Below are 12,300 nucleotides of genomic sequence, written 5' to 3' on the forward strand. Positions count from 1 at the left end.
CGGTGTCGTACCGGCGTGGTGGGATGTCGGGGATGCAGGCGTACCGGTTGGTGCGCCGGCCCGGTGGGGTGGGGACGGGGGTCTCCCAGGTCGCCGGGGCGGGGCAGGGGGGTGGTCGGTCCGGTGGGCCGGCCGAGACGGAGCCGCGATCCGGGGGGTCCGCGGGCGATGCCGCGCACCCGCCGCCGTTCCGGCCGGATCCCGTGCAGGCCGAGGTCGTCGCGCACACCGACGGGCCGATGCTGGTCGTCGGCGGTCCCGGCACCGGCAAGACCGGCACCCTGGTCGAGGCGGTCGCCGCCCGGGTGGCCGAGGGCGTCGACCCGGAGCACGTCCTCGTGCTCACCTTCGGCCGGCGGGGCGCCACCGACCTGCGGCACCGGATCGAGGCGCGGATCGCCGGCGACGGCCACCGCGTGGTCCGCGAGCCGCTGGTGCGCACCTTCCCGGCGTACGCCTTCGGGCTGCTCCGCCGGGCCGCCGCCGAGCGCGGCGAACCCTCGCCCCGGCTGCTCACCGGCCCCGAGCAGGATCTGATCATCCGCGAGCTGCTCGACGTGGTGGGCGAGGAGCCGGGGGACGACCCGGTCGGGTGGCCGGAGGACCTGCTCCCGGCGCTGCGCACCCGGGCCTTCGCCCAGCAGCTCCGCGACCTGCTCATGCGCGCCGCCGAGCGGGGCGTCGGCCCCGTCGAGCTGGCCCGGCTGGGGGAGAAGCTGGGCCGCGCCGACTGGCCGGCCGCCGCCCGCTTCCTCCGCGAGTACGTGGCCGTCCTCGCCCTGCGCGACGTGAGCAACCGGGGCTCCATCGCGTACGACCCGGCCGAGCTGGTCCGGGCCGCCACCGGCATGCTGCTCGACGACCCGGAGCTGCTGGTCGCCGAGCGCCGACGGCTGGCCCACGTCTACGTCGACGAGCTGGCCGACACCGACCCCGCCCAGCTCGACCTGCTCGCCGTCGTGGCCGGCGGCGGCAAGTCCCTGGTCGCGTTCGCCGACCCGGACTCCTCCACGTACGCCTTCCGCGGCGCCGACCCGGCCGGGGTCACCACCTTCCCGCACCGGTTCCGCACCGCCTCCGGCGCGCCGGCGGCCCAGGTCACGCTGACCACCTCCTACCGGGCCGGCCCCCAGCTGCTGGCGGCGACCGCGCGGCTGGCCCGCCGGCTGCGCGGTCCGGCGGCGCACCGGCGGCTGCGGCCACTCCCCGACGCCCCGCCCGGCGCCGTGGAGGTACGCACCTTCCGCTCGGCCACCAGCGAGTCCGCCTGGCTGGCCCACGCCCTGCGCGAGGCGCACCTGCTCGACGGCGTGCCCTGGTCCCGGATGGCGGTGCTGGTCCGCTCCACCGGCCGGCAGCTGCCCTCGCTGCGGCGCGCCCTGCACACCGCCGGGGTGCCGACCGTGGTGCACGGCGAGGACCTGCCGCTGCACCTCCAGCCCGGCGTGGCCCCGCTGCTGCTCCTGCTCCGCTGCGCGCTCGACCCCGACCGGCTCGACGAGGAGTCGGCCGTCGCCCTGCTGCACTCGCCGCTGGGCGGCGCGGACCCGCTCGCCGAACGGCGGCTGCGCCAGGGGCTGCGCGCACTCGCGCTGGCCGGCGGCGACCGCCGCCCCTCCGGCGAGCTGATCGTCGAGGCGCTGCGCGACCCTGCCGAGCTGGCCACCGTCGAACGGCGCTGGGCCGCCCCGGCGCAGGCCGTGGCGCACCTGCTGGACACCGCCCGGCAGGCCGCCGCCACCCCCGGCGCGACCGCCGAGGACGTGCTCTGGGCGGTGTGGCGGGAGAGCGGCCTCGCCGAGCGCTGGGCCGGGGCGATCACCCGCGGCCGGGCGGCCACCGGGGAGCACGAGACCGCGCAGCGCTGGCGGGCCGAGGCCGCCGACCGAGACCTCGACGCCGTCATGGTCCTCTTCGACGCGGCGGCCCGGTTCACCGACCGGCTGCCCGGCGCGCGCACCGAGGTCTTCCTCGACCACGTGCTCGGGCAGGAGCTGCCGGCCGACACGCTCGCCGCCAGCGCCGAGCGGGGCGAGGCCGTACGCCTGCTCACCGCGCACGCCGCCAAGGGCCTGGAGTGGGACCTGGTGGCCGTCGCCGGGGTGCAGGAGGGCGTCTGGCCCGACCTGCGGCTGCGCGGCAGCCTGCTCGGCTCGGAGCGGCTGGTCGACCTGCTGGCCGGGCGGGCCGACGGCGCCGGGCTGCGGGCCAGCCTGGTCGGGCAGACCTCGGCGCTGCTGGACGAGGAGCGCCGACTGTTCCACGTCGCCGTCAGCCGGGCCCGGCGCCGGCTGCTGGTCACCGCGGTCGCCTCGGCCGCGGTCGGCGGCGACGACCACGAGGAGCAGCCCAGCCGCTTCCTGCACGAGCTGGCCGCCACCGACCCGCCCGCCGCCGGCGGAGGCGGCACGCCGCCCACTCCGGACCACGGCCCGGCCCCGAAGGTCCCGGAAGTTCCGGCGTCGGACGGGCCGGTGCCGGCCGGGGACGAGGATCCGCAGGACGGCACGCCGGGCGCGCTGCCGGTCACCCTGCCGCCGCGCGGGCTCACCCTGTCCGCGCTGGTGGCGGAGCTGCGTACCGCGGTCACCGACCCGGCGGCGCCGGTCACCCGGCGGCGCGCGGCGGCGGCCGAGCTGGCCCGGCTGGCCGCCGCCGGGGTGCCCGGCGCGCACCCGGACGACTGGTGGGGGCTGCGTGGCCTCTCCGACGACCGGCCGCTGGTCGACGAGGGCGAGCCGGTGCGGGTCACCCCGTCGGCCATGGAGAGCGCGCTGCGGTGCAGCCTGCGCTGGCTGCTGGAGCGGCACGGCGGCAGCGCCCCGGCCAGCGCGGCGCAGGGCGTCGGCAACCTGGTGCACGCCGCCGCCATGCTGGCCGAGGACGCCAGCGTCGACCGGACCGCCCTGCTGGAGTACGTGGCCGCCCGGTTCGACGCCATCGAGATGGCCGCCCGCTGGATGGTCGGCCCGGAACGGGCCCGCGCCGAGGCCATGGTGGACAAGCTGCTGCGCTGGCTGGCCGGCAACCCGCGGCGGCTGCTCGCCATCGAGCACGAGTTCGCGGTCCGCCTCGACGACCCGCAGCGGCCGGTCGAGCTGACCGGTCGGGTCGACCGGCTGGAGGTCGACGCCGAGGGGCGGCTCGTGGTCATCGACCTGAAGACGGGGAAGTCCACCGCGGTCACCGAGCGGGAGGTGGCCGAGCACCCGCAGCTCGGCGCCTACCAGGCGGCCGTGGAGGCGGGGGCGTTCGCCGAGTTCGGCGAGGAGTCCGGGGGCGCCGCGCTCGTGCAGCTCGGCACCGGCGCGAAGGACGCCAAGGAGCAGGCGCAGGCGGCCGCCGGGGAGGGCCCGGAGGCCGGCTGGGCCACCGCGCTGGTCCGGCGCACCGCCGACACGATGGCCGCCGCCACCTTCGCGGCCGTCGCCAACTCGAAGTGCCGGGTCTGCCCGGTGCGGACGAGCTGCCCCGTCTCCGGGCAGGGCCGCCAGGTCGTCGAGCCGCCCACGGAGCACCCATGACGACGCAGCCGACCCTGTTCAGCGCCACCGCCACCCCGGCGCCCCGGACCGCCGACGCCGGTCCCCGCTACACCCCCGTCGAGCTGGCGAAACTGCTCCGGCTGCCGGCGCCCACCCGGGAACAGGCGGCGATCATCGCCGCACCGGTGGAGCCGCTGCTGGTGGTCGCGGGCGCCGGCTCGGGCAAGACCGAGACGATGGCCGCCCGGGTGGTCTGGCTGGTCGCCAACTCCTACGTCCGCCCCGAGCAGATCCTCGGCCTCACCTTCACCCGCAAGGCGGCCGGCGAGCTGGCGCACCGGGTACGCACCCGGCTCGACCAGCTCATCCGCCGGCTCGGCCGGCAGGGCCGGGACCCGCACGAGGACCCTCTGGCGGGCGAGCCGACGGTCTCCACCTACCACTCGTACGCGGGCCGCATCGTCACCGAGCACGGGCTGCGCGCCGGCTACGAGCCGACCACCCGGCTGCTCACCGAGGCGTCCCGCTGGCAGCTCGTCGACCTGCTGGTGCGCAACTACGACGGCGACATGTCCGAGGTGGACCGGATGCCGTCCACCATCACCGACGCGGTGCTGGCCCTGGCCGGCGAACTGGACGAGCACCTGGTCGACCCGGACGAGCTGGCCGCCTGGACGGGCCGGTTCTTCGCCGAGGTGCAGTCCCGCCCCGGCCGGGTCTACGCCGACGTGCGCAAGGCTCTCCAGCTCCAGCGGACCCGGCTGAAGCTGCTGCCGTTGGTCCGCGCGTACGCCCGGCGCAAGGACGACTTCGAGGCCATGGACTTCGCCGACCAGCTGGCCCGGGCCGCCCGGGTGGCCCGCGACCACCCCGGCGTGGGCGTGATCGAGCGGGACCGGTTCCGGGTGGTGCTGCTCGACGAGTACCAGGACACCAGCCACGCCCAGGTGGTGCTGCTCAACGCGCTGTTCGGCGGCGGCCACCCGGTCACCGCGGTGGGTGACCCCTGCCAGTCCATCTACGGCTGGCGCGGGGCCAGCGCCGGCACGCTCGACCGGTTCCCCACCGAGTTCGCCCGCACCGACGGCGCCCCCGCCGAGGTGCTCGGCCTGACCACGAGCTGGCGCAACCGGCCGGAGATCCTCGGCGTCGCCAACGCGCTGTCGGTGCCGCTGCGGGCGGCCGGCGCCCGGGTGCCCGAGCTGCGCGCCGCGCTCAGCGTCCGCGACCCCATCCCGCACCGCAGCCCCGGCGGGCGGGCCGCCGGCACAGTGCACTGCGCGCTGCTGGAGACGTACGCCGACGAGGCCGACTGGATCGCGGACGGCGTGCTGGCCGCCTGGCGGGGCGCGGCCGGGATGCCGGACTCGCTGCCCGAGCACATCCCGGCGCACCGGCGCCCCACCACGGCCGTGCTGGTCCGGCTGCGCAGCCAGATCCCGGCGATCGAGGCGGCGCTGCGCGCCCGCGGGCTGCCGGTCGACGTGGTCGGGCTGGGCGGGCTGCTGGACACCCCCGAGGTCCGGGACGTGGTCTGCACGCTGCGGGTGCTCGCCGACCCGACCGACGGGGCGGCGCTGCTGCGGCTGCTCACCGGCGCGCGCTGGCGGATCGGGCCGCGCGACCTGGTCGCCCTGCACCGGCGGGCCCGGGCCATCGCGCGGGCCCGGCGGGAGGTGACCGGCGACGACGGGCCGGAGATCACCGTGGACGCGCTGGACGAGGCCACCCTCGTCGAGGCGCTGGCCGACCTGGGGCCGGCGCAGGCGTACTCGGCGGAGGGGTACGCGCGGCTGCGGTCGTACGGGATGGAGCTGGCGCTGCTGCGCTACCGGCTGGACCAGTCCCTGCCGGAGCTGATCGCGGACATCGAGCGCACCATCGGCCTGGACGTGGAGGTGGCGGTCCGGGCCGGCCGGGACGGCGCCGGTGACGCCGGCCTGGCCCGCGCCCACCTGGACGCGCTCGGCGACGTGGCGGCCCGGTTCAGCGGCGAGACCCCCGGCGCCACGCTCGCCGGGTTCCTCGCCTACCTGGCCGCCGCCGAGGACGAGGAGCGCGGCCTCACCCCGGGCGAGGTCGAGGTGGTGGAAGGTGCGGTGCAGATTCTCACCGCCCACGCCGCCAAGGGACTGGAGTGGGACGTGGTGTCGGTCGCCGGGCTGACCCGGGGCGTCTGGCCGGGGCCGGTACGCAACTCCGACCACTGGCTGGGCGGGCTCGGCGTGCTGCCGTTCCCGCTGCGCGGCGACGCGGACGGGCTGCCCGAGCTGGGCCTGTCCGGGGCGGAGGACCAGCGCGGGGTGGCCCGGGCCGTGGAGGACTTCACCGACGCCTGGCGGGCGCACGACGAGCGGGAGGAGCGCCGGCTGGCGTACGTGGCGGTGACCCGGCCCCGCCGGCTGCTGCTCTGCTCCGGCTACTGGTGGGGGGAGGGGACGAAGAAGTTCCGCGGCCCCTCCGTCTTCCTCCGCGAGGTGCACGACGCCTGCCTGGCCGGCGCGGACGGCCACCTGGTCGACGCCTGGGCGCCCGAGCCGGCCGGGGACGCGGTCAACCCGACCACCGAGACGGTGCTGCGGGCCGAGTGGCCGGCCGACCCGCTGGGCGCCCGCCGGCCGGCGCTGGCCGAGGCCGCCGCCCTGGTCCGCCGCTACCTGGCCGACCCCGAGGCCGCCCGCCGCGAGGAGGCCCTGCTGGCGGCCGCCGCGGCGCCCACCCCGGCATCCGCCGACGACGCAGCCACGCCGGCACCGGCCGGGGGCGCCGAGATGTCGGCACCGGCCGGGCACGCCGACACGCCGGCGCCCGTCGAGGACGCCGAGGTGGCCCGCTGGCGGCGGGAGGCCGACCTGCTCCTCGCCGAACGGGCCGAGCTGGCCCGGCGGGCCGAGGCGGTCGAGGTGGAGCTGCCCGGGCACCTGTCGGTGACCCAGCTGGTGGCGCTGCGCCGCGACCCGGAGGCCCTGGCCCGGACGCTGCGCCGCCCCATGCCGACCGAGCCCAACCCGTACGCCCGGCGGGGCACCGCCTTCCACACCTGGCTGGAGCAGCGCTTCGGCGCCGACCGGCTGCTCGACGTGGACGAACTGCCCGGCGCGGCCGACGACGACGCCGCCCCGGACGAGGCGCTCACCGAACTCCAGGAGCGCTTCCTGGCCAGCGAGTGGGCCGACCGGGTGCCGGTGGAGGTGGAGGTGCCCTTCGCCACAGTGATCGCCGGGGTGGTGGTCCGGGGCCGGATGGACGCCGTCTTCGCCCGTCCCGGTGGCCGCTTCGACGTGGTCGACTGGAAGACCGGCCGGCGGCCCGCCGGGCGGGAGGCGGACGCCGCCGCCGTGCAGCTCGCCGTCTACCGGCTGGCCTGGGCCGAGCTGGCCGGGGTGCCGGTCGACCGGGTGGGTGCCGCCTTCCACTACGTCCGGGACGGGGTGACCGTCCGCCCGGCCGACCTGCTCGACGCCGCGGGGCTGACCGCGCTCGTCGCCGCGGTACCGGAATTTTCGACAGAGGGCGCGGCGTTGCGGAGATCGTGGTAGGTTAGGCGCGTTGCAGTTTTGGTTTCCAGAGACTCTGTGTGCGCCTGGCGGATTGTGGCCCCAGGCGCTCTTTGTTGTGTCCGGAGTTCTCCGGGCGGGGCGACCAGCAGCGACAGGCACACCGCGCACAAACGTGCGGTGCGCTCCTCTTCGGTCCGCAACAGGTGCGGGTCCGAACGTTCCGTCAAGGAGACGAAACAAATGGCAATTGGCACCGTCAAGTGGTTCAACGCTGACAAGGGCTTCGGCTTCATCACCCCGGACGACGGCGGCGCCGACGTCTTCGCCCACTTCTCGGCGATCCAGACCTCCGGCTACCGGAGCCTGGACGAGAACCAGCGGGTCGAGTTCGAGGTGACCCAGGGCCAGAAGGGCCCGCAGGCGGAGAACATCCGTCCGCTCTGATCTTCGGATCATCCGGTAACACCCATCGCGCCCCCCGGGCGCGGTGACGGGCCGGTCCGCTGCGCCGCCCACCCGCTCCGCGGGACGTGGCGTGCTGCGGCGGGCCGGCCCGTACCTTTCGGTTCGTGCTTGTGACCACCGGCGACGCCGGTGACGCGCCGCTCGTCGGCGCCCTTCCTCGACACGTGCCGCGTCGAGGAAGGCTTTTCGCATGACCATGACCGTTCCCACCTTCGCCGCCACCGGCCTGGCCCCCGCGCTGGTCACCGAGCTGGCCGCGCAGGGCATCACCGAGCCGTTCCCCATCCAGGCGGCGACCCTGCCGGACTCGCTGGCCGGCCGCGACGTGCTCGGCCGCGGGCGCACCGGCTCGGGCAAGACGTTGGCCTTCGGGCTGCCGCTGCTGCACCGCACGGCCGGTCGCAAGGCCCGCCCGGGCCGCCCGCTGGCGCTGGTGCTGGTGCCCACCCGCGAGCTGGCCCAGCAGGTCACCGCGGCGCTCACCCCGTACGCCCGGGCGCTCGGGCTGCGCTGCGCCACCGTGGTGGGCGGGCTCTCCCTCCAGCGGCAGGCGGACGCGCTGCGCGCCGGCGCGGAGGTGCTGGTGGCCACCCCGGGCCGGCTGCACGACCTGATCGACCGGCGCGACGCCCGGCTCGACCAGGTGGCCGTCACGGTGCTCGACGAGGCCGACCAGATGGCCGACATGGGCTTCCTGCCGCAGGTGACGAAGCTGCTGGAGCAGGTCGACCCGAACGGCCAGCGGATGCTGTTCTCGGCGACCCTGGACGGCGGCGTGGACCGGCTGGTCCGCCGCTTCCTGAGCAACCCCGTGTCGCACTCCGTCGACCCGGGCACCGCCACCGTGACCGCCATGACCCACCACGTGCTGCACGTCGAGGCGGAGGACAAGCCGGCCGCGCTGGCCCACATCGCCGCCCGCGAGGGCCGCACCATCCTGTTCATGGCCACCAAGCACCGCGCCGACCGGGTCGCGCGCCAACTGCTCGCCAAGGGGGTACGCGCCGCCGCGCTGCACGGCGGCAAGACCCAGCCGCAGCGCACCCGGATCCTGGAGCAGTTCCGCACCGGTCACGTCACCGCGCTGGTGGCCACCGACGTGGCGGCCCGGGGCATCCACGTGGACGGGCTGGACCTGGTGGTCAACGCCGACCCGCCGACCGAGGCGAAGGACTACCTGCACCGCGGCGGCCGGACCGCCCGGGCGGGGGAGTCCGGCACCGTGGTCACCCTGGTCCTGCCGGAGCAGCGCCGGGACGTCTCCCGGCTCATGACGGTCGCCGGCATCACCCCGCACACCGCCCGGGTACGCCCCGGCGACGAGGAACTGGCCCGCGTCACCGGCGCCCGCCAGCCCAGCGGCGTCCCGGTCACCCTCACCCCGCCGCCCGCGCCGCACGCCGCGGTGGCCTCGCGGCCGTCCCGGTCCCGCCGCCCGCGGCGCCGGGGCTGATCCTCCACTCCGGCCTGGCGAGCGGCGGTGTCCGGCGTGCCGGGACACCGCACGGCCCGCCGGGCCGGAGCCGATCGGGTCCGGGCCGCGTCGCACCCGCGGCCCGAGCCGTCGGACGCGGTCAGGACGCCGCGGCGCGGTCGGCCAGCAGGTCGGCGAGGGTGGTCCGGTCGACCACCAGGGCGATCGCGCCGTCCACCGCCAGCCAGACGTCCCGCAGCCCGGCGGCCACCCCGTGGTAGCCGGCGTGGTCGGCGGGCATGCCCCGGACACTGGTCAGCGCGCCGCCCACCGCCCGCAGCACGTCACCGACGCTGATGTCGGCCGCCGGGCGGGTGAGCGCGTACCCGCCCTCGTTGCCGCGGTGGCTGTGCAGCAGCCCGGCCCGGCGCAGGTCGAGCAGGATGCCCTGGAGGAAGCTGAGCGGGATGTCCTGACGCTCGGCCAGGCTCGCCGCCTTGACCAGCTCGCCGGCGCCGGACCCCCCGTCGCCGGCGGACCCGGCGGCGTCGGCGACGGCGAGCATGGCCCGGAGCGCGTAGTCGGCGCGCGCGGAGACGTACACGGCCTCAGTTGCCGGCCTGGTCCAGCACGCCCCAGCGGCGGCGGATCGCCTTGTCGGCCGCGCCGAACGCGGCGTCCACCACGATGCCCACCACCAGAATCACGATCATGATGGCCATCAGCCGGACGGGGTCGCTCAGCTCCCGGGCGTAGGTCAGCTGCGCGCCGATCGACGTCCGGCTGGCGATGACCACCAGCAGCTCGCCGGCCATCAGGCTGCGCCAGGCGAACGCCCAGCCCTGCTTGAGTCCGGCCACGATGGCCGGCAGCGCGGCCGGCGCGACCACGTACCGGTACAGGTTGAGCCCCCGGGCGCCGAGGTTGCGGCCGGCCCGGACCAGCAGCGGCGGCACGTAGTCCACGCCGTGGATGACGCCGTTGGCGACGGACGGCGCCGCGCCGAGCACCACCACGAAGAAGATGGCCTGTTCGCTGAGTTGGAAGAGCAGGATCGCGAGGGGGAACCAGGCGATCGACGGCATGGTCTGCAACGCGGTGATCATTGAGCCGATCGCGGCGCGGAGCACCTTCACCCGGGCCACCGCGAGGCCGAGCAGCAGGCCGACGGCGACCGCGGCGGTGAAGCCGACGGCGGCCCGGCGCGCGGTGGTGGCCAGGCCGTCCCAGAGCGTCGAGCTGAGCGCGTAGTGGCCGAGGTCCGCGAAGACCGGCACCGGCCCGGGCAGTGCCCACGGGTCCTTCCAGCCGCTCCAGACGACGGCCTGCCACAGGGCGATGGCCAGGGCCAGCGCGGCCAGCTTGGGCCAGGTGGCCGACCAGACCTGGCGCACCCGGGACGGCGCCTTCTCCCGGCCGGCGATCTCCAGGGCGTCCAGGCCGGAGATCTCCGCGTCGGTGCGCGGTGCTCCGGCGAGGGTGTCACTGGCCATGGCGGCCCACCTCCGTACGCAGCCGGTCGGTGACCTCGGCGGCGATGGCCGCGATCTCCGGCGAGTCGATCCGCCGGGGTCGCGGCACGTCGACCTCGGTGGAGTAGATGATCCGGCCGGGCCGGCTGGAGAGCAGGATGATCCGGTCGGCGAGGCGGGCCGCCTCGCGGACGTTGTGGGTCACGAAGATCACGGTGAGCTTCCGCTCGGACCAGATCCGCTCCAGCTCGTCGTGCAGGATGTCCCGGGTCATGGCGTCGAGCGCGCCGAACGGCTCGTCCATCAGCAGCACCGGGGTGTCCAGGGCGAGGGTGCGGGCCAGCGCGACCCGCTGCCGCATGCCGCCGGAGAGCTGGTGTGGACGCTTGCGGGCGAAGTCGGCCAGGTGGACCGTGCGCAGCAACTCGGCGACCCGGGCCCTGCGCTCGTTGCGGGGCAGCCCGCGCAGTTTGAGCGGCACCTCGACGTTGCCCTCGACGGTGAGCCACGGGAAGAGCGCCGACTCCTGGAACATGAGGCCCGGGTTGACCCCCTCGCCCAGGTCGATCCGGCCGCCGCTGACCCGGTCCAGCCCGGCGACCAGGTTGAGCAGCGTGCTCTTGCCGCAGCCGGACGCGCCGACCAGGCAGACGAACTCGCCGGGAGCGACGTCCAGCGAGACTCCGTCCAGGGCCAGGACGGCCTGTTCGCCCTGGCCGTACACCTTGGTCACACCGCGCAGCGCGACCGAGCCGGTCGCGCTGCGCGGCGTCGTCGTGGTCGACGTCACGGCTGGATGACCTCGGCCTTGCCCTGCGCCTTGAGCACCTCGTTGAGGTACTTGAGGTCGTAGAGGCCGTTCAGGTCGACCGGCTGGGTCAGCCCGACGGCGACGGCGTGGTCCAGGCCGGTCTTCAGCGAGGCCGGGATCGGGTCGTTGGTGAACTCCAGCGTCGGCCAGGCCTGCTTGATCAGCTTGAGGTCCAGCGGCTTGCCGGTGATCTTGCCGATGTGGTCGGAGATGGCCTGCTGCGCCTCGTCCGGCTTGCTGTTGACGAACTCGTTGGCCGCGACCTGGCCCTCGACGAGCTTCTTCACCACGTCCGGGTGCGCCTTGAGGAACTTGGTGCTGACCAGCAGGTTGGTGATGACGAACTTCTTGTCCGGCCAGAGGTCGCGCTCGTCGACGAGCACCTTGCCGCCCGCGTTGACCAGCCGGGAGACGAAGGGCTCGGGCACCCACGCGCCGTCGATGGCGCCGCTCGCGAAGGTCTCGACGGTCTGCGCGTTCTCCTGGGGGACCACCTTGACGTCGCCGCCGCCCTCCTTGGTGGTCTGGAGGCCCTTCTCCTTGAGCCAGTAGCGCAGCGCGACGTCCTGGGTGTTGCCGAGCTGCGGCGTGGCGATCTTCTTGCCGCGCAGCTGCTCCACCGAGGTGATCTCGGGCTTCACCACGAGGGCCACGCCGCCGGACGCGGCGCCGGAGACGACCCGGACCGCCTCGCCCTTGGACTTCGAGAAGGCGTTCACGGTCGGGTTCGGACCGATGTACGTGGCGTCGAGCGCGCCGGAGAAGACCGCCTCGATGGCCGCCGGGCCGGCGTTGAAGGTCTTGGTCTCCAGCGTGACGTCGCTGCCCAGCTTCTCCTTGAAGATGCCCTTCTCCACGCCGACCACGGCCGGCGCGTGGGTGATGTTCGGGAAGTAGCCGAGGCGCAGCGTCACCGGACCGGAGCCACCGGCGGCGTCGTCGCTGTCGTCGCCGCAGGCCGCGGTGGCGCCCAGGGTGGCCGCGCCGACCACGGCGAGGGTGGCCAGGGTGACCAGGCGGCGGAAGGGGAGCCGTCTCATCGTGTATCCAATCCGCAGTATTCCTACTTAGTTGGTAGGAAGACTGGGGCAGGTGCCGAGCGGCGTCAAGACCCATCCAGAATCCGGGACGCGCGACCTCGGGATTCTCGGCA

General features: G+C 75.7%; 8 protein-coding genes. 4 read left to right on the top strand and 4 right to left on the bottom strand.

The window, feature by feature from the left end:
- The first annotated feature begins 32 nt into the window (after window positions 1-32).
- From FXF50_RS20255 to FXF50_RS20270, 4 genes are all read left to right on the top strand, one after another.
- Window positions 33-3,524 (top strand): ATP-dependent DNA helicase, encoded by a 3,492-nt coding sequence (locus tag FXF50_RS20255; RefSeq protein WP_148430170.1) that lies wholly within the window; start codon window positions 33-35, stop codon window positions 3,522-3,524.
- Window positions 3,521-7,024: an ATP-dependent helicase gene (locus tag FXF50_RS20260; RefSeq protein ID WP_148430171.1), complete on the top strand. Its 3,504-nt coding sequence runs from the start codon at window positions 3,521-3,523 to the stop codon at window positions 7,022-7,024. The genes FXF50_RS20255 and FXF50_RS20260 overlap by 4 nt, the downstream gene beginning before the upstream one ends.
- 201 nt (window positions 7,025-7,225) lie before the next feature.
- The gene (locus FXF50_RS20265) at window positions 7,226-7,429 is read left to right on the top strand and encodes a cold-shock protein (protein ID WP_013288421.1); all 204 of its coding nucleotides are present in this window, start codon (window positions 7,226-7,228) and stop codon (window positions 7,427-7,429) included.
- A 211-nt stretch (window positions 7,430-7,640) separates the two neighbouring features.
- Entirely contained in the window at window positions 7,641-8,903 is a 1,263-nt protein-coding gene (locus tag FXF50_RS20270) for a DEAD/DEAH box helicase (RefSeq protein WP_148430173.1), read from the top strand.
- Window positions 8,904-9,024: 121 nt separating this feature from the next.
- Here the strand turns inward: FXF50_RS20270 and FXF50_RS20275 are convergent, their stop codons facing one another.
- The 4 genes from FXF50_RS20275 to FXF50_RS20290 are packed head-to-tail and all read right to left on the bottom strand — an operon-like array spanning window position 9,025 to window position 12,187.
- Window positions 9,025-9,468, bottom strand: a complete 444-nt coding sequence (locus FXF50_RS20275; protein WP_148430175.1) for an Rrf2 family transcriptional regulator — start codon at window positions 9,466-9,468, stop codon at window positions 9,025-9,027.
- A 4-nt stretch (window positions 9,469-9,472) separates the two neighbouring features.
- Complete coding sequence (locus tag FXF50_RS20280; protein ID WP_148430177.1) at window positions 9,473-10,357, bottom strand: ABC transporter permease; 885 nt, start codon at window positions 10,355-10,357, stop codon at window positions 9,473-9,475.
- Window positions 10,347-11,126, bottom strand: coding sequence for an ABC transporter ATP-binding protein (locus FXF50_RS20285; RefSeq protein ID WP_148430179.1), 780 nt, complete (start codon window positions 11,124-11,126; stop codon window positions 10,347-10,349). The genes FXF50_RS20280 and FXF50_RS20285 overlap by 11 nt, the downstream gene beginning before the upstream one ends.
- Window positions 11,123-12,187: an ABC transporter substrate-binding protein gene (locus FXF50_RS20290; protein ID WP_148430181.1), complete on the bottom strand. Its 1,065-nt coding sequence runs from the start codon at window positions 12,185-12,187 to the stop codon at window positions 11,123-11,125. The genes FXF50_RS20285 and FXF50_RS20290 overlap by 4 nt, the downstream gene beginning before the upstream one ends.
- Window positions 12,188-12,300: the final 113 nt, after the last annotated feature.

Origin of the sequence: Micromonospora sp. AP08 (genome assembly GCF_008085935.1) — a bacterium.
In the GTDB taxonomy this organism is placed as follows: Bacteria; Actinomycetota; Actinomycetes; order Mycobacteriales; family Micromonosporaceae; genus Micromonospora; species Micromonospora chersina.

Excerpts from the sequence above, each read along its gene's own strand:
- FXF50_RS20255 (WP_148430170.1), top strand. The coding sequence starts at position 33 with ATGCAGGCGTACCGGTTGGTGCGCCGGCCCGGTGGGGTGGGGACGGGG.
- FXF50_RS20260 (WP_148430171.1), top strand. The coding sequence starts at position 3,521 with ATGACGACGCAGCCGACCCTGTTCAGCGCCACCGCCACCCCGGCGCCC.
- FXF50_RS20265 (WP_013288421.1), top strand. The coding sequence starts at position 7,226 with ATGGCAATTGGCACCGTCAAGTGGTTCAACGCTGACAAGGGCTTCGGC.
- FXF50_RS20270 (WP_148430173.1), top strand. The coding sequence starts at position 7,641 with ATGACCATGACCGTTCCCACCTTCGCCGCCACCGGCCTGGCCCCCGCG.
- FXF50_RS20280 (WP_148430177.1), bottom strand. The coding sequence starts at position 10,357 with ATGGCCAGTGACACCCTCGCCGGAGCACCGCGCACCGACGCGGAGATC.
- FXF50_RS20290 (WP_148430181.1), bottom strand. The coding sequence starts at position 12,187 with ATGAGACGGCTCCCCTTCCGCCGCCTGGTCACCCTGGCCACCCTCGCC.